At 68.7% G+C, this 16747-nt stretch carries 12 protein-coding genes; 8 read left to right on the forward strand and 4 right to left on the reverse strand.

Going from position 1 to position 16747, the window contains the following annotated elements; all coding sequences use genetic code 11:
* Positions 1 to 39 precede the first annotated feature (39 nt).
* A complete protein-coding gene (locus tag ABNQ40_RS16505; protein WP_109050097.1) occupies positions 40 to 234 on the reverse strand; it encodes a hypothetical protein in 195 nt (64 codons plus the stop codon).
* Positions 235 to 510: 276 nt separating this feature from the next.
* Here ABNQ40_RS16505 and ABNQ40_RS16510 point away from each other — a divergent pair, with 276 nt between their 5' ends.
* The gene (locus ABNQ40_RS16510) at positions 511 to 1866 is read left to right on the forward strand and encodes a nitrate regulatory protein (protein WP_247879813.1); all 1356 of its coding nucleotides are present in this window, start codon (positions 511 to 513) and stop codon (positions 1864 to 1866) included.
* A gap of 5 nt (positions 1867 to 1871) precedes the next feature.
* On the opposite strand, the gene ABNQ40_RS16515 is transcribed toward ABNQ40_RS16510, so the two are convergent.
* The 3 genes from ABNQ40_RS16515 to galE are packed head-to-tail and all read right to left on the reverse strand — an operon-like array spanning position 1872 to position 4755.
* Positions 1872 to 3098 (reverse strand): DUF2336 domain-containing protein, encoded by a 1227-nt coding sequence (locus tag ABNQ40_RS16515; protein WP_109050095.1) that lies wholly within the window; start codon positions 3096 to 3098, stop codon positions 1872 to 1874.
* Between the two features lie 31 nt (positions 3099 to 3129).
* The gene (locus ABNQ40_RS16520; RefSeq protein WP_247879812.1) at positions 3130 to 3690 is read right to left on the reverse strand and encodes a winged helix DNA-binding protein; all 561 of its coding nucleotides are present in this window, start codon (positions 3688 to 3690) and stop codon (positions 3130 to 3132) included.
* A gap of 51 nt (positions 3691 to 3741) precedes the next feature.
* Positions 3742 to 4755 carry a UDP-glucose 4-epimerase GalE gene (gene galE, locus ABNQ40_RS16525; RefSeq protein WP_109050093.1) on the reverse strand — a complete coding sequence of 338 codons (1014 nt, stop codon included), beginning with the start codon at positions 4753 to 4755 and terminating at the stop codon, positions 3742 to 3744.
* 547 nt (positions 4756 to 5302) lie between these two features.
* Between galE and ABNQ40_RS16530 the strand changes: the two genes are divergently transcribed.
* From ABNQ40_RS16530 to ABNQ40_RS16560, 7 genes are all read left to right on the forward strand, one after another.
* Positions 5303 to 7039 (forward strand): type I secretion system permease/ATPase, encoded by a 1737-nt coding sequence (locus tag ABNQ40_RS16530; protein WP_109050092.1) that lies wholly within the window; start codon positions 5303 to 5305, stop codon positions 7037 to 7039.
* On the forward strand, positions 7036 to 8391 hold the full coding sequence (locus ABNQ40_RS16535) for an HlyD family type I secretion periplasmic adaptor subunit (protein ID WP_391347280.1): 1356 nt from the start codon (positions 7036 to 7038) through the stop codon (positions 8389 to 8391). Before ABNQ40_RS16530 ends, ABNQ40_RS16535 begins: the two co-directional genes overlap by 4 nt.
* A gap of 665 nt (positions 8392 to 9056) precedes the next feature.
* Positions 9057 to 9875: a calcium-binding protein gene (locus ABNQ40_RS16540; RefSeq protein ID WP_098737762.1), complete on the forward strand. Its 819-nt coding sequence runs from the start codon at positions 9057 to 9059 to the stop codon at positions 9873 to 9875.
* A 150-nt stretch (positions 9876 to 10025) separates the two neighbouring features.
* A complete protein-coding gene (locus tag ABNQ40_RS16545; protein WP_109050706.1) occupies positions 10026 to 12317 on the forward strand; it encodes a glycosyltransferase in 2292 nt (763 codons plus the stop codon).
* Positions 12314 to 13141: a class I SAM-dependent methyltransferase gene (locus ABNQ40_RS16550; protein WP_109050705.1), complete on the forward strand. Its 828-nt coding sequence runs from the start codon at positions 12314 to 12316 to the stop codon at positions 13139 to 13141. Before ABNQ40_RS16545 ends, ABNQ40_RS16550 begins: the two co-directional genes overlap by 4 nt.
* A complete protein-coding gene (locus ABNQ40_RS16555) occupies positions 13138 to 14526 on the forward strand; it encodes a glycosyltransferase family 4 protein (protein WP_247879889.1) in 1389 nt (462 codons plus the stop codon). Before ABNQ40_RS16550 ends, ABNQ40_RS16555 begins: the two co-directional genes overlap by 4 nt.
* Positions 14523 to 16730, forward strand: coding sequence for a hypothetical protein (locus ABNQ40_RS16560; RefSeq protein ID WP_109050704.1), 2208 nt, complete (start codon positions 14523 to 14525; stop codon positions 16728 to 16730). Before ABNQ40_RS16555 ends, ABNQ40_RS16560 begins: the two co-directional genes overlap by 4 nt.
* The last annotated feature ends 17 nt before the right edge of the window (positions 16731 to 16747 follow it).

Raw genomic sequence — 16747 nt, forward strand, 5'->3', positions numbered from 1 at the left:
TGCGGCAACTCCGCCCTTTTGCCGTGGTGTTCCCGGTGCTCAGCGCGCCGGTTTCGACCTGGGCTTCGGTTTCGATGGCTTGGCCTTCGGCGGCGTCATCATGGCCTTGAAGATCGCCGCCTGGGCCGCCGACTGGTTGCGCCGGGCGGCCGACATCGCCGCGGTGGTCCACATGCCGCTGGCGCGGTTGGCCCAGGACAGCCAAGCGCTCATGAAGGGATTTTTGGTCATCATGGAGGCGACTCCGGAACGGGGGGATACCGACGACAACAGCGCCGGGCCGCCCGATGTTGCACTGCACAGTGTTGCGGCACCCATCCGCCCAAATTTTCGGCGAACCTGCCGATTCTTGGGCAGATTCGTGAAGGCCGGGCAGCCCAGTTCCGCGGAAGACGCCCTTATCCCTGCAAGGGGAGAGGGGCTTTTTCGCTGGCATATCCATTGCTTGTGCAGGCAAAGGGGCCGGGCGACGTCGGGGGAACAGGCTGGATGGGTACGGAGCGCGATGCCATGAAGAGTGGAACCAGCGCCGCCGCGGCGCGCTTCCTGCGCACCGCCAAGCTGTGCCGCATCCGCGATGTCGAACAGCTTCTGGCGGTCAGCGCCCTGGTGCGCGATCTCAGCGCCCTGATCCACGCCTTGCAGAAGGAACGCGGCGCCTCCTCCATCTATCTCGGGTCCGGCGGCACCCGCTTCGCCGAGGACCGCGCCCGCTGGCAGGCCGACGCTCGCACGCTGGAGTCGGTGCTGCGCGACCGGCTGGACCTCGTGGACGAGCAGCTCGACCGCCTCAGCTGCGGCGCGCAGTTCTACAGCCGGGCCGCCATCGCGCTCTATGCGCTGGACGGGCTGCCGGCCCTGCGCGATCAGGTGTCGTCGCTGGCGCTGGTGCCGCAGGATTCGGTGAAGGCCTTCACCGACATCGTCGGCCATCTGCTGTCCGTGCTGTTCGAGGCGGCCGACATCGCCGCCGATCCGGCGATCTCCCGCGCGCTGGTCGCCCTGTTCAACGTCGTGCAGGGCAAGGAATTCGCCGGGCAGGAGCGGGCGACCGCCAGTGCCGGCTTCTCGCGCGGGCGCTTCGACGGGGTGGAGCACGGCCGGCTCGCCCATCTGATCGACGCGCAGAACCGCGCCTTCCGCATCTTCGCCGAGTTCGCCGACACCGCCCATGCCGCCGCCTTCCGCACCGCCCTGGCCGACCCGGCGGTGGCGGAGGTGGAGCGGATGCGGGCGGTGGCGCTCAGCGACGATGCCCGCCATGGCGAGCTGTCGGGCATCACGCCGGAGATCTGGTTCGACCGGGCGACCCGGCGGATGGAGCTGCTGAAGACGGTGGAGGACCGTCTGACCGACGATCTCCGCCGCCTGTGCGAGGCCAAGCTGGCCCAGGCCCGCGCCGATCTCGGACAGGCGGACGCCGGCGGGCCCGACGCGGTGCTGCCGGTCGCCATGGTGCTTGTCGATGCCCTTCCCGCGCAGTCGGGAATGAATGGGGCGGTGTTGGCCGGGCCGGGGCAGGACGGCGCCGGGCTCTATGCCCCCGACGGGCTGCCGCCGAAGCTGATGCGCTCGGTCCTCGACGTCATGCAGGCGCAGTCCCAGCGCCTGCGCGACGTCAGCCTGGAGCTGGAGACGGCCAAGGCGGCGCTGAACGAGCGCAAGGTGATCGACCGCGCCAAGGGCCTGCTGATGTCCACCCGCAACCTGTCGGAGGAGGAGGCCTACAAGCTGATCCGCAAGACGGCGATGAACCAGAACAAGCGGATCGTCGAGGTGGCGGAAGCGATCCTCAGCATGTCGGACATTCTCCGCGGCGTCACGGCGGCAGGGGGAATGGGGGGAGGAGGGGCGGCGGGAGGATAATCCGGCTACTGCACCGTGCGCACCGGCGAGAAGGGCAGCCCCGCCTGATCGAGCGCCCGGTCGATCACCTCCTCGGACTTCTGGTCGAACAGCTGCAGCAGCAAATCGTCGACCATCCAGTCATTGGTGGGCGTGCAGGCGGTGAACAGCTCGCCGATGACCTCCGCCTGGAAATCCTCGCGACGGTCATCGCCGCCCTCATACTCCATCCGCTTGGCGACGCCGACCGCGACCTGGAACGGCTGGGTCAGGCCGGGGGCGACGGCCGCCTTCTTCATCAGCGCCGCCATGCCCAGCTCGCCGTCGTCCCAGGCCAGCCGGCGGGCATTCTCCGCCGGGATGCCGGCGCGGACGGCCATGCCGGCGACGAACAGCGACAGGTCGCCGGCGCACAGCGCGCGGAACAGCAGGACCGGCGTCAGGCGGCGGTTGGTGTGCAGCCACTGGATCACCGCGTCGATGTCCTCGGCGCCGCGCAGCACCGGGCGCAGCATGCGCATGGTCGCCGCCTCCCGGCCGCGCTCCACCAGCCGTTCGACCAGCTCGCGCGACAGGCCGTGCGCCTGCATCAGCGTGGTGCGCATGCTGTCGGACACGAAGGCGACCACCCGCTCGACCATCGCCAGCGACAGGCCGGGGCGGGTCGCCGCCGCCTCGCTGACCATGCGGACGCGGCCGAAACGGTCGAGCGCGCGGCTCATCGCGCTGTCCGGCACCTCGGCGCCGTCGTTGCGCAGCAGCGCGGTCACCGCGATGACGTTGCCGCGCTCGGCAATCGCGCCGGACACGCGGGCGGAGACGGTGGAGCGGCTGGCGACCGCCACATGCTTTCCGGAATCGGGATCGGACAGCACGTCCAGCAGCAGATCGTCGGTCAGGCCGGCGGCGTCGCGCAGGATGGGGAAGGCCACCCGCCCGACGTCGCGGACCAGCCGCTCCGCCAGATCCCCGGTCAGCAGCGGGCTGTTGCGCAGCTGCCAGGCCACCGCCTCGCGCACCGCCACCTGGGCGTCGCCGGCAAAGCAATGGACCACCTCGATGGCCAGCGACCGTTCGGCCGGGCTCAGCGCGCCCGCCTCGAGATCGTGGAACAGCTTGTTCATCGTCTCGATCCGCGTTTCCGCGTTGGGCGAGACGAGCAGCCGCTCCACATCCTTCGACGACAGGCCGTTGGGGTGGGGGGCGTCTGGTTGGGCGGCGGCGTGTGGCATCATGGCACCCGGCAGCGGCATCGGAGGAACACCCTCAATCGAAATCAAGGCCTCAATCGAAATCGAGGCAGGAGTAGCGGACCATGTCGCCCCACAGCCGGTCGAGCCGGCGGAGCGTGCGGTAGCTGGCCTTCAGGTCGCGGACCTCGGTCTCGTTGCGCACCAGCGCCTCGGCCTGCGCCTGCTCCATCCGCCGCAGCCCCTCCCACAGCTCCCGGCCCTTTTCGGTCAGCTGGAGGCGGGCGGTGCGGCGGTCGCGCTGGTTGGCGGCGCGGTTGATGTAACCGGCATCGACCAGGATCTTCAGGCTGTAGGACGCGTTGGAGCCCAGGTAATAGCCGCGCTCCATCAGGTCGCGGACCGACAGCTCGTCCTCGCCGATCAGCATGACCATCAGCGCCTGCACCGGGCCGATGTCCTCGATGCCCTGCTTGGACAGGCCGACGCGGACAACGTCGAGATACCGGCGGTGCATCCGCTCGATCAGCCGCGCCATGCCGTGGAAGTCGGCGAGGTCGAGATCCTCGCCGGGCTTGCCGCCTGCCCGGTCCGCTCCCGGTTCGCCCGCTCCCGGTTCGGGTGCGTCGTCATCGTCCCAGTTCAGGTTGCTCATCGCGTCCATGATCCTGCCGGCTCGATCATTGCCGTATCCTTCCTGCTCGACTCACTCCGCCGCGGCGGCAAGGCCGCGGAAGCCATGCGGGTGCGCGCTGCGCCATGCCCAGGCGCTGCCGATGATGCTGTCCAGTTCCGGGAAGCGCGGCTGCCAGCCGAGATCGCGGCGGATGCGCTCGGACGAGGCGATCAGCACCGGCAGGTCGCCGGGGCGGCGCGGGCCGACCTTCACCGGCACGGCTCGGCCGGTGATGCGCTCCACCGACGCGATCACCTCGCGCACGCTGTAGCCGGTGCCGTTGCCCAGATTGTAGCGGACCGACCGCCCGTCCAAGGCGTCCAGCACCCGCAGGTGGGCGTCGGCCAGATCGCAGACATGGATGTAGTCGCGGATGCAGGTGCCATCGCGCGTGTCGTAGTCGTCGCCGAAGATCTCGATGTGCGGGCGCTTGCCGGTGGCGGCGTCCATCACCAGCGGGATCAGGTGCGTTTCCGGGCTGTGGTCCTCGCCGAGCCGGCCGTTGGGATGGGCGCCGGCTGCATTGAAGTAGCGCAGGCAGGCGGACCGCAGGCCATGGCAGCGGTCGGCCCAATGCAGGGCGCGCTCGATCATGAACTTCGATTCGCCGTACGGGCTGCCTGGGTCGATCGCCTCGTCCTCGTCGATGGGGATGCGCTTGGGCGAGCCGAACAGGTTGGCGGTGGAGGAAAAGACCAGCTTCATCACCCCCGCCTTCACCGCGGCGCGGATCAGGTTCAGCGAGGTGACGGTGTTGCCGTGCAGGTAGGCGTGCGGGTCGCGCATCGATTCGCCGACCACCGACAGGGCCGCGAAATGGAACACCGCGTCGAAGCGCCATTGCCCGAACATGCGGGCCAGCGCCGCCTCGTCGGCCAGATCGGCCTGGACGAAGGTCGCCTCGGGCGGCACGGCGGCGGCATGGCCCTGGCGCAGGTTGTCGAACACCACGACCCGGTGGCCGCGGTCGAGAAGCTCGGTCACGCAGTGGCTGCCGACATAGCCGGCGCCGCCGGTGACGAGAATGGTTTGGGACGTCGTCATGGAGTGTGGGTTTCCTTGAACCGGTTTTCGGGCCGCAACCGGAATCGGGCGGCCGGCATGGTGGAAGGAAAACGGGGGGCGGGTTTGGGGCGGTGCAGGGGGCCGGATGGGGGGATCACGGCGCCTCGCGAAAAACTCATGCAGCGCAGCATGCACGATGTCGGCCGCGTCTGACCAGATGGCTGGAAACCCTCCCCCGAAGGACCTAAGACCTTAGGTGAAGTCTGGTTTCTTCCTTTTTAGTCAGTGACTTAGCTGCCGTTTCCTACCCCTTTTTCGGACGCTGGAAAGGGGTGATGCCCAAAACTTGTCACACGTCTCTAAAATGTCTCCGGTGTAAAGCTTAAGCGTGCCAAATCCGCCGACGCTTCCCCCCGCGTCAGGATCTGTCCCAGCATAGGCGGTCCCCGGTCACCGGGCCGGCCGCATCCGGCATCCCCCCAGCCGGCTTCCTGTCCCGCGTCCGTCGCCGCCGGCAGCTTTTCCTGTTTTCCCCGATTTCCAGCGCCGCATCAGGTGGCGAATCCTCCTTCAGGAAGGATCGAAGATGAGTTCCGTGGATCGGCCCCTGCTGACCCAAGCCTACCGGAAGATCGGACAGGGCCTGCTGCTGGCCGGTGTCCTCAGCCTGTTCGTGAATGTCCTGATGCTGGTGCTGCCGCTCTTCACCATGCAGGTCTACGACCGGGTGATGAGCAGCCGCAGCCTGGAAACGCTGACGATGCTGGCGATCATCGCGGTGGGGGCTCTGGCGCTGTACGGCGTGCTGGACTTCATCCGCGCCCGCGCCTTCCTGGTGACCAGCGCCGTGATCGCCCACCGCTTCAACGTCCCGGCGCTGGAAGCCTCCATCGTCGACGCTCTGTCGGGCGGCCCGCGCAATGCGGCGCAGACCATGCGCGACCTGAACGACCTGCGCAGCTTCATGACCAGCAGTGCCGTGACCGCCCCGCTGGAACTGGCCTGGGCGCCGATCTTCCTGGCGATCCTGTTCCTGCTGCATCCGGTCTATGGCGTGCTCGCCATCGTCTCCGCCCTGGTGCTGCTGGTGATGGGCGTGCTGACCGACATGCTGACCCGTCGGCCGATGGCCCAGGCGAACGAGGCCTCGGCCCGCGTTTTCGCCGACATCGCCGGCACCGTCCGCCATGCCGAAGCCATCGAGGCGATGGGCATGCTGCCGGCACTGGCCCGGCGCTGGCAGTCGGCGCAGAGCGGATCGGCCGGAATGATCGACCGCGGCGCCACCCTGTCGCGCGGTCTGGCTGCCGCGTCGCGCTCGCTGCGGATGATCCTGCAGGTCGGGGTGATCGCCGCCGGTGCCACGCTGGTGATCGACAATCTGGTGACGCCCGGCAGCATGATGGCCGCCGGCCTGATCACCGGCCGCCTGCTGCACCCGTTCGAACAGTTGGTGGACGGCTGGCGCCAGTGGGTGAAGGCGCTGGAGGCGCACCGCCGAATCCGCGACCTTCTGAACAACGGCGCCTCGGCCCGCTCCACCATGCCGCTCCCCCAGCCGCAGGGCGCGCTGACCGTCGACCGCGTCACCCATGTGCCCTCCGGACTGAACCGCCCGATTCTGCGCAACGTCACCTTCGCGGTCCAGGCCGGAGAGGTGCTGGGCGTCATCGGCCCGTCGGGGGCGGGAAAATCGACGCTCGCCCGCCTGCTGGTCGGTGTCTGGCAACCCACGGCCGGCGGCATCTATCTGGACGGCACCAGCACCTATCTGTGGGAGCGCGAGAGCTTCGGCAAATATGTCGGCTACGTGCCGCAGTCGGTGGCTCTGCTGGACGGCACCATCGGCGAGAACATCTCGCGCATGGCCAGCGCCGACCCGGCGGAGATCGTCCGCGCCGCCCGGCTGGCCGGCGTGCACGAGATGATCGGCCGCTTGCCCTTCGGCTACGACACGCCGGTCGGCGACAGCGCCTTTTCCCTGTCCGGCGGCCAGCGGCAGCGCATCGCGCTGGCCCGCGCCCTGTTCGGCCGCCCGCGCCTGCTGGTGCTGGACGAGCCCAACTCCAACCTCGACCATGACGGCGAGCAGGCCCTGCTGAGTGCCGTTCAAAAGGTGAAGGCGGACGGCACGACGGTGGTGATGATCGCCCACCGCCCCTCCATCGTCGCCATCGCCGACAAGCTCGTGGTGATGAAGGACGGCGCGGTCGAGCATTTCGGCGCCCGCAACGATGTCCTGAAACTGGTGCAGCCGGGCGGCGCTCCCGCCGGCCCCAACACCACCATTGCCCGCCTCGTCCGCAGCGGAGAACAGCGATGAGCAGCGATACTCCCCTCCTGTCGTCCCAACCGGTCTGGACTGCGACCATCGACATGGCTCCGGTCGAGCCGTCTCTGCGCGGCACGGCGCTGGCCGGCGCGCTCGCGGTGCTGGTGGGTTTCGGCGGCTTCCTGACCTGGGGCTTCACCGCCAGCCTGGACAGCGCTGCACTCGCCGCCGGCACGGTGATGGTGGAGAGCCATCGCAAGACCGTCTCCCATCTGGAAGGCGGCATCCTGCGCGATTTGCTGGTCAAGGACGGCGACCCCGTGCGTGCCGGTCAGGTGTTGCTGCGGATGGATTCCACGCAAAGCCAGGCGGTGGTGGCCCAGTTGCAGGGGCAATATTGGACCGCCCTGGCCCGGCTGGGCCGGCTGCGGGCCGAGCAATCGGACGCACCCAAGCCGCTGTTCACCGACGAGCTGGTGAAGGCGGTGCGCGACAATCCGGTGGCGGCGGAGGCGATGGCGGTCGAGGAACGGCTGTTCCGGTCCCGCCATGACAGCTACGAGGCGCAGCTGGGTATCCAGCGCAAGCAGATCTCCCAGCTGCGCGACGAAATCGCGGCGCTGGAATCCCAGCGGATCGCCACCGCCGACCGGCTGCGCTACACCCAGGAGGAAACTCGCGTGGTGCAGGGCCTGCTGGCGAAGGGGTATGAGCGCAAGCCGCGCCTGCTGGAGCTTCAGCGAAACGTCGCCGATTCCGAAGGGCGGCTGGGGGAGCTGATGGCGAACAAATCCAAGGCGGAGCAGGCCATCGCCGCCGCCGAACTGACCATGATCAACATCGGCAACACCCGGCGGTCGGAGGTGTCGACCGACCTTCAGGCCGCCCAGGCCAGCGTCGCCGACCTGTCGGAACGGCTGCGCAGCGCTGACGATGTGCTGTTGCGTCAGGCGGTCACCGCACCGCAGGCGGGGCGGGTGACGGGGCTGAAATTCTTCACCACTGGCGGTGTGATCCCGGCCGGTGCCGGCATCCTCGACATCGTGCCGCAGGACGACGCGATGATCGTCGAGGCCCGCGTCTCTCCCCACGACGTCCAGAATGTTGAGGTCGGCAGCAAGGCGATGGTGAAGCTGACCGGCTACCGCCAGCGCGCCGTGCCACCTGTGGCGGGGCAGGTGGTGTCGCTATCGGCCGACCAGCTGGAGGACGAGCGCACCGGCGCCTACTACTTCGCTGCACGGATCAGCATGGATGCGGCAGAGCTGAAGGCCCTGCCCAATGTCGAACTGCATCCCGGCATGCCGGCCGAGGTGATGATCCACGGCCATGCCCGCCGCGCCATCGACTATTTCCTGACGCCGTTGACCGACGGTCTTCAAAGAGCCTTCCGCGAGAAGTAAGCGGAGCCGCCATCCCACCCGGCCCTCCCCCGTTCGGGCCGGTGCGGGTGGGGGCCCTTGCCTGGGTTCCATCCACTGGCAAGCGGTCCCGTTGAAGGGCCGGCGTCCCCCACGCTGGCCCTTTTGCACGTCCGAGACAGAAGCGATGCAGTTTTATTGCAGTCAGTCCCGCCGATCCTTGCATAAGATAGTACTCAGGCATTGTTTTGGTCGTTGAGTGATAAGATGGTTTTCTTTTCTCTTCGCCGATGACTGTCTCGCCATGGCCGACATGAGCGATCCTGCCGTCGTCGGAAAATCCGCTGTGGCTTTGGGTGGACCATCCGATTTTAAAAACCTTCTTTTAACGATTTCGACTTTTTCCTGGAAATCCAGCCAGTCTGCGGCGTTTCTGCGGCGAAAATGCGGGTCTGACCATCATTTTTTAAAGCGGAAACTGCTTAGAAATTCGAAGCAAATCAAAGTAACTGTCTTTTTGAAAATATCGATAATGCGTTCTACTGCAAGAATCCGCTGTCTAGACTCAACTTTCTCTTCCATGTGCCCGAGTTTTATCACACTATCCGCCCGATAGATTTGGTTACACCGAAAGGCGAGCTCAGCCTTTCGAGCGAGGCCTAAAGAAGGCCCAAAAATCCCAATCACATCGCAAGGAGACACCTACGATGGCTACGGTTCCTGGGGGCAGCTACGACGTGCATATCGGCACGAATCACGACGATCTGCTGGTCGGCGGCGAGGGTAACGATCTGGTGCTGGGGGGCAACGGAAGCGATACTCTGCTTGGCGGCAATGGACATGACGCTCTGTTCGGGGGGAACGGGGCGGATGTGATCCATGGCGGCGCGTCGGCGGATGTGCTGCTGGGGGGTAACGGCGACGACATCATCGACGGCGGTTCGGGCGACGACATCATCCTGGGGGGGAATGGTGACGACGTGCTGATCGGCGGTGCCGGGCGCGATCTGCTGGATGGCGGCAAGGGCGACGACGTGCTGTCGGGGGGCGACGGTGACGACGTGCTGAACGGCGGCGCCGGCGACGACACGCTGTACGGCGGCGGCCACAACGACATCCTCAATGGCGGCAAGGGCGACGACCTGCTGCGCGGCGGCACCGGCGACGACGTGCTGAATGGCGGTGACGGCGACGACACCCTGTTCGGCGACGACGGCAACGACCGCCTGGAAGGCGGCAAGGGCGACGACCTGCTGATCGGCGGTGCCGGTCACGACGTCTTCATCTTCTCCGGCGGCGGCGGCCAGGACGTGGTCCTGGACTTCAAGGCCGGCGAGGACGTTTTGCAGATCTCCCGCAACATCAACGGTCTGAAGGTGACCGACGCTGCCGATCTGGCTGCCCGCGTTACCGACCAGCATGGCGACGCCGTGATCGACCTCGGCCATGGCGACAGCATCACGCTGAAGGGCGTCTCGGCTGCGGACATCCACAACCACCCTAACGACTTCTTCGTCATCCACTGACCGGGCACTGCCCAGGCACTGATCGTCCACTGCTTCTTGAGCAGTGAATGAGAAGGACGGACCGGTGGTGTCAGCCGCCGCCGGTCCCCCTTTGCCCGCAGTCAGCCAATTTCGACCTTCAAACCCATCGACGCTGCCGGAATCCCATCCATGACCGTCATCGCCGTTCTGCCGAATTCGGTGTCGATCGCCCCCGCCCAATGTCTGGCGCTGGGTCCCCGCTTCCTTCTCGTCTCCTGGACGATGGATGGAAAAGCGGACGGCGCGGCCGATGCCGTCGGCCCGATCACGCCGAGCGTCGACGGGCAGCCGGTGCGTCCGCCCTTCACCACGCTGACCATCGACACCGGCTGGGGCGGACGGCGCGTCCTGTCGATCCTGCCGGCACCGCACGATCCGCGGATGCCCATCCATTTCATCGCCAGAAACCGCGTGATCGCCGAGCTTCGCACCGAGTCCGGTGCCGCCGATCTCGATCCCGCCGGTTTGCTGGGCAGCCTGGACGGTGCCGCCCGGCTGCGGGTGCTGCGCTTCCTGTTCGATTTTGCCTGCTCAACCCCGGCGCTTCGCCGCGATGCCGCCTTTGCCGGGCTGTGCCGCCGGCTGGTTCTGGACCGTGCGGCGGAGCCGGCGATGCTGGCGGTCCGCGCCACGGCGGGCGGTGACCTTCTTCTCTGTGCCGGGGCGCTGTCCGGTCGCTTCGGCGTCATCAGCGGTCTGGTGGTGCTGTCGCCGAACGCGGTGGCGCGGGCACCCTTCGATGCTTGCATCGGACCCGATCCGGCTGGCAAGGGACGCATCGCCTTCGACCTGCTGATCGACCGCGGTCTGTGCGTGCCGGGCAATCTGCTGGTGGTGCTGGGCGCCAACGGCGTCGCCTGCCGCCGCTTTCCCGCGGAATCCACCGGCCTGCCGACCCTGACCGACCGGCTGAACGCCCGTCCCGACACGCCGGCCGCGCTGCGCCACTATCTGCTGACCTGCCTCGCCCAACGCGGCCGCCGCGATGCGTCCGCCGCCTCGGCGGTCAGCGAGTTGCAGGCGCTGGCCCCACTGCCGCGCCGGCAGGCCGCCGATGCCAAGCGGCCCATCGGCGCCTCGCTCGACCTCGCGGTTCCCACGGCCGATGGCGGACTGTTCCTCGCCGGCTGGCTGCACGACCCGCATGGGCTGGCGGCGGAGCTGGTGGTGCGCACGCCCTTCGGCGGCGAACGCCGGGTCGAGCGCTTTGCCCACCGTTTCCCGCGCGAGGATGTGGCGAAGCTCTACGGCACCGGCGGCATCGACCGCAGCGGCTTCGTCCTGCATCTTCCCGGCAATCCCGAACCGGCGGAAGCGCTTCAGGTGACGGCCGAGCTTCGGCTGGCCTCGGGTGGGGCCCTGCGTCTGGTTCCGCCGCCGCGTCCGCGTGCCCATGCCGATGCCCGCGCCGCCGTGCTGGGCAGCCTGCCGCCGCGCTTCGCCACGCCCGAGCTGCTGGAAACCGTCATCGGACCGGCCGTCGCCCCGCTGCATGCCGCCCATCTCGCCACCCGCGGCGAGCCGGAACTGGTCGTCTATGGCGAGCGCAAGGCCAAGCCCGCGGTGTCGGTCATCATCCCGCTTTACCGCACGCTGGAGTTCCTGCGCTTCCAGATCGCCTGTTTCGCCACCGACCCGACGATGGCCGATGCCGAACTGGTCTTCGTGCTCGACAGCCCGGAGCAGCGGGACGAGGTGGTGCATCTGCTGCGCGGCTTCCACGGTCTCTACGGCCTGCCGATGCTGCTGCTGGTGCAGAGCGCCAATTACGGCTATTCCGCCGCCAACAATGCCGGCGTCGCCGTTGCCCGAGCCAACCGCCTGCTGCTCCTCAATTCCGACGTGGTGCCCGACCGCGCCGGCTGGCTGCCGCAGCTGGTCGCGGCGCTGGAGGAGCGCCCCGGCATCGGTGCCGTGGGGCCGAAGCTGCTGTTCGACGACGACAGCCTCCAGCATGCCGGGCTCTATTTCGACCGCGACCTGCAAGGCGCCTGGTACAACCATCATTACTTCAAGGGCCTGCCGCGCGACTTCGCCGCCGCCTGCCGGCCGCGGTCGGTGCCTGGCGTCACCGGTGCCTGCCTGCTGACCACGCGCGCCGCCTACAGCGCCGCCGGCGGCTTCTGCGAAGACTACATCATCGGCGACTTCGAGGATTCGGACCTCTGCCTGCGCATCCGCGACCAGGGGCTCGACATCCGCTATGCCCCGTCGGTGGAGCTGTACCATCTGGAGCGCCGCTCCATCGGCCGGCACCAGGGCTACACCCGCGGGGTCGCCTCCGAATACAACCGCTGGCTCCATGGCCGCCGCTGGGCCGACCGCATGGCCGGACTGATGGCGCGCGACTGGTGTGCCGATGACGAGGCGCAGCCGTCCCGGAGCAGCAGGATCCGCAAGACAGCACAGGTGACCCGATGAATGCGATCGTGCCGACCCCGCAGCTTGCCGTGCTGCGCCGCCAGACCGATCCGCGGCTGGAATGGCTTTGCGCCCAGATCGCGCGCAACCGCTTCCTGCCGGTGCCGCCGCCTGAGCTGCATTTCATCGGCGACGGCGACTTCCGCGCCATCGGGGCGGAATTCCTGCGCCATTTCGTCCGTCTCGGCGGCCTGCGTCCCGACCACAAGGTTCTGGAGATCGGCTGCGGTGTCGGCCGCATGGCGCTGCCGCTGACCCAGTACCTGGACTCGTCCTACGACGGCATCGACATCGTGCTGGACGGCATCCGCTGGTGCGCCTCGACAATCACGCCGGCCTATCCGGAGTTCCGCTTCCACCATCTCGACGTCGCCAACGGCCTCTACAATCCCGATGGCCGGATCGAGGGGGAAACGGCGACGCTGCCCTTCAAGGCCGGCACTTACGACTTCGTCATCCTGACCTCCGTCATCACCCACCTGCGCACCGCCGATACCGAGCGCTATGCGGCGGAGATCGCGCGGGTGCTGAAGCCGGGCGGGCGCTGCTTCCTCAGCCTGTTCCTGGCCGACGCCACGGCACGGACGGGCATCGCCAAGGGTACCGCCCGTCCGCCGTTCCGCGATGCACCCGGCGTGGAACTGCTGGCCGATCCAGAGCATCCCAACGCCGCCGTCGCCTATGACGAGGAGTTCCTGCTCGGCCGCTTCGCCGCCCATGGCCTGCGTCCCGCCCGCGTCGTCATGCGTGGCCACTGGAGCGGCCAGCGCGAGGCCGAGAATTTCCAGGATCTGCTGGTTCTGGAGAAGGGGACCGCGCCATGAGCCGGCGCCGCCTTCCGCTGATTCCCGCCAATCAGGCTGCGCGTCCCGCTCCACGCCAGCCGGCGCGGCCGCTGGTGGCTGCCCGGCCGCCGCGGGTGCTGCTGATCGCGCACAACCACCCGAGCCTGCATCCCGGCGGCACCGAGATCTTCGCGCATGAACTGTTCGGCGGACTGAAGGCGGCCGGTGCAGAGTGCCTGTTCCTGGCCTGCACCAACGACATCCACCGCGCCCCGCGCCCCGGCACCGGTTTCCAGACGCTGGGCCGCAGCGCCGACGAGGTGCTGCTGTGGGCCGGCCATTTCGACCATTTCCATCAGAGCCAGATCGACCTGCACGGGCTGGTTCCCGACCTGTCCAACCTGCTGCGCGCCTTCCGGCCGGACATCGTGCATGTGCACCACACGCTGCTGCTGGGCGTGGAGATGCTGTTCCTGATCCGCCGCGTCTGCCCGGACGCGAAGATCGTCTACACGCTGCACGACTACTACCCAATCTGCGCCAATGACGGGCAGATGGTGACCCCGCCGCGTGGCGAAGGCGGAACGCGCACACTCTGCACCCAGGCGTCGCCGGACGCCTGCCACCGCTGCTTCCCCGACCGTCCGGCCGACCAGTTCCTGCTGCGCGAGAAGCACATCAAGGCGATGTTCGGGCTGGTCGACCGCTTCCTGGCGCCCAGCCGCTTCCTGCGCGACCGTTATATCGCCTGGGGTCTCGACCCGGCGCGGATCGAGGTGATGGCGAACAGCCGTCCGTCCGTCGAGCCGGCCCCGGCGCGCGACCTGGGTCCCGGCGCGGCGCGCGACGCCTTCGCCTATTTCGGCAACCTCAACCCGTTCAAGGGCGTTACCGTGGCGCTCGACGCCGTCGCCCGCATGGCGCGCCAGGGCCTTTCCCCGTCGCTGGCCGTGCATGGCGGCAGCCTGTACCAGACGCCGGAATTCCGTCAGCGAGTGGCCGACGGCTTCGACGCTGCGCGCGGTCTCGCCACCGCCCATGGTCCCTATCGGCCGCAGGAGATGCCGGCGCTGATGGCCGCCGCCGACTGGGTGGTGATGCCGTCGATCTGGTGGGAGAACGCCCCCCTGGTCATCCAGGAGGCCTTCCAGCACCGCCGCCCGGTCATCGTCAGCGGCATCGGCGGTATGGCGGAAGCGGTGCGCGACGGCGTCGATGGCCTGCATGTCCGCCCCAACGACCCAGCCGACCTCGCCCGTGTCATGACCCGCGCCCTGACCGAAGCCGGTCTGTGGGAGCGGTTGTCGGCCAACATCCCCGCCGTCCGCCCGACGGAGGAGGCCGCGTCGCTCCACCTCGCGCTTTACGGCGAACTTCTGTCGCCGGCGCTTGCCGCTCTTATCCAGGGGAATCGCACCCGATGAAGGACCGCAGCACCAAGGCCGACATCACCGCCGCCGTCCTGCTGGACGAGGACACGTTGATGCTGTTCGGCGCCATCGACCAGCCCCTGCCGGCCGACAGCGTGGTGATGCTGGACGGCATGATCGACGGGCGCTTCCGCGGTGGCTGCTGGACCGACGGAGCGGGGGAACGCTGGTTCCTGGGCGCCATCCGCGTCGCCGGGCTGGCTCACATGCGTCCGTCCCGCATCGAGATCGAGGATGCCCAGGGCAAGCACCTGCTGCTGCCCCGCCTGTCGAACGTCCGCACCAACCCCGCCCATCTGGTCGCGGCATTGCGCGAGGTGCAGCCGCAGTCGCTCGACACTGCATTGGACGTCGCCGTGACCCTGCTGTCCGGCCCGGCGATGGGGGAGGGTGAAGCCGGGGAGGGCCACCGCCGCACCCGCCTGCTGTCCGGCTTGGCGCAGGAGGCCTCCCGTCCGGACGGCTTTGCCGAGGTGCTGGGCCGTTTCCGTGACGGCGCGCTGATGGTGCAGGGCTGGTCGCACGGCTTCCCGGCCGGTGCCTCCCATGTGCTGCCCCATGTGCTGGTCGAGGCGGAGGAGGTACGGCCCCACGCCATCGCCGCCGCCCCCTTCCACCGTCCGGACCTGCCCGACGATGCCGCCGGCCTGCTGACGGTTCTGGAAGGCCCGGTCGCCGCCCCCGACACCATCCGCCGCATCCATTTCCGCGCCGCCGACGGCTGGCGCCATCTCGCCATTTTTGAACACCGGCAGCTTCTGGCCGACGGCGTCGCCTCCGCCCATGCCCGCGACATGCTGGGCCAGTTGCAGGGCGATGCCGCCCGCCGCGGTGTCGCCGCCGCCATCGCCGCCCGCTACAACGGTGTGGAGACGGTGTCGCAGATCCAGGCCCCCGTGCGCATGGGGCTGGACATGGCGGTGCGCGTGCCGGGCGCCGGGCTGTTCGTCTGCGGCTGGCTGCTCGACCCCACCCAGGCGGTCCGCGCGGTGACGGTGAAGGGCGGCGGCATGACGGCGCGGCTGGACGCCGACTGGTCACGGCTGGCCCGCAAGGACGTGTCCGATGCCTTTTCCCATGATCCGCTGTTCGCCGGGCGGCTGCTGCCGGGCAACGACGGCCATGGCTTCACCGCCTTCGCCCGCGAGCCCGCCGGCATCGCCGCCGATGCCGAGTTCCATCTGGAGCTGACGCTGGCCGACGGCATCGCCTTCCTGCCGCTGCCCTGCCAGCCGCCGACCGGCGATTCGCTGCGCCGCATGCTGGGCGCGGTCAATCCCGACAGCCCATCCATCGATCGCGTCGTCTCTACCCATCTCGGGCCGATGCTGCGCACCGCGGCCTCCGCGAAGGCAGCGCCGTCCTCCGTCCTGCATCCGATGGGCCGCGCGCTGAAGACGCCGCGGGTGTCGGTGATCCTGCCGGTCTGCGACGGACGCGAGGATGTCGACCTGAACATCGCCCGGATGGCGAACGATCCCGACTTTGCCGAGGCGGAGATCCTGGTCGTCGCCGGTGCCGGCACCCATGAGCGGCTGGCCGGCATGGTCCGGCAGGCCGCCGGCTTCTACCGGCTGGCGGTCGGCTTCGTGGCCGCTCCCACCGCCGCCGACCCGTTCGAAGCGATGGCGGCATCCCTGCCGCATGCGAGAGCCGACCGTGTCCTGCTGCTGTCGCCATCGGTGCTGCCGACCGAACGCGGCTGGCTCTCTGCACTGGAACGCGCGATCCGCAAGCCGAATGCCGTGGGGTCCGCCGCACTGGCCCCGGTGATGGTCAGCCCGACTCTGCTGTACGAGGACCACTCCGTCCGCTTCGCCGGCATCGTCGCGGTGGAAGGTTTGGGCGGTGCCGTCACCTACGAGCGCCGCTTCGCCGGTTACCCGCGCGACTGGCTGAAGGATCAGGAGGCGTCCGCGGTCGATGCCGCCTCCGCCGACTGCGCGCTGCTGCCGCGCGAGCTTCTGATGCGTGCGATGGCCGACGGCGGCCGCTATCTCGGGCTGGAGCCGAAGGGGCTGGACCTGTGCCTGCGGGTGCGGGCGGCCGGCGGCTCCTGCCTGTGGCTGCCCAGGGTGCGGCTGGTGGCGGTCGACGAACAGTCCCGCAATGCCCGCGACCCCAGGCTGGAGCGCATGAGCGCCCTGGTCGACGACTGGAGTTTCGCCGAGCGCTGGAAGGCGTCGATTGCCGCCTAGTGCCTTGCCTCCACCCG

Origin of the sequence: Azospirillum sp. A23 (genome assembly GCF_042938965.1) — a bacterium.
GTDB classification, from domain to species: domain Bacteria; phylum Pseudomonadota; class Alphaproteobacteria; order Azospirillales; family Azospirillaceae; genus Azospirillum; species Azospirillum melinis.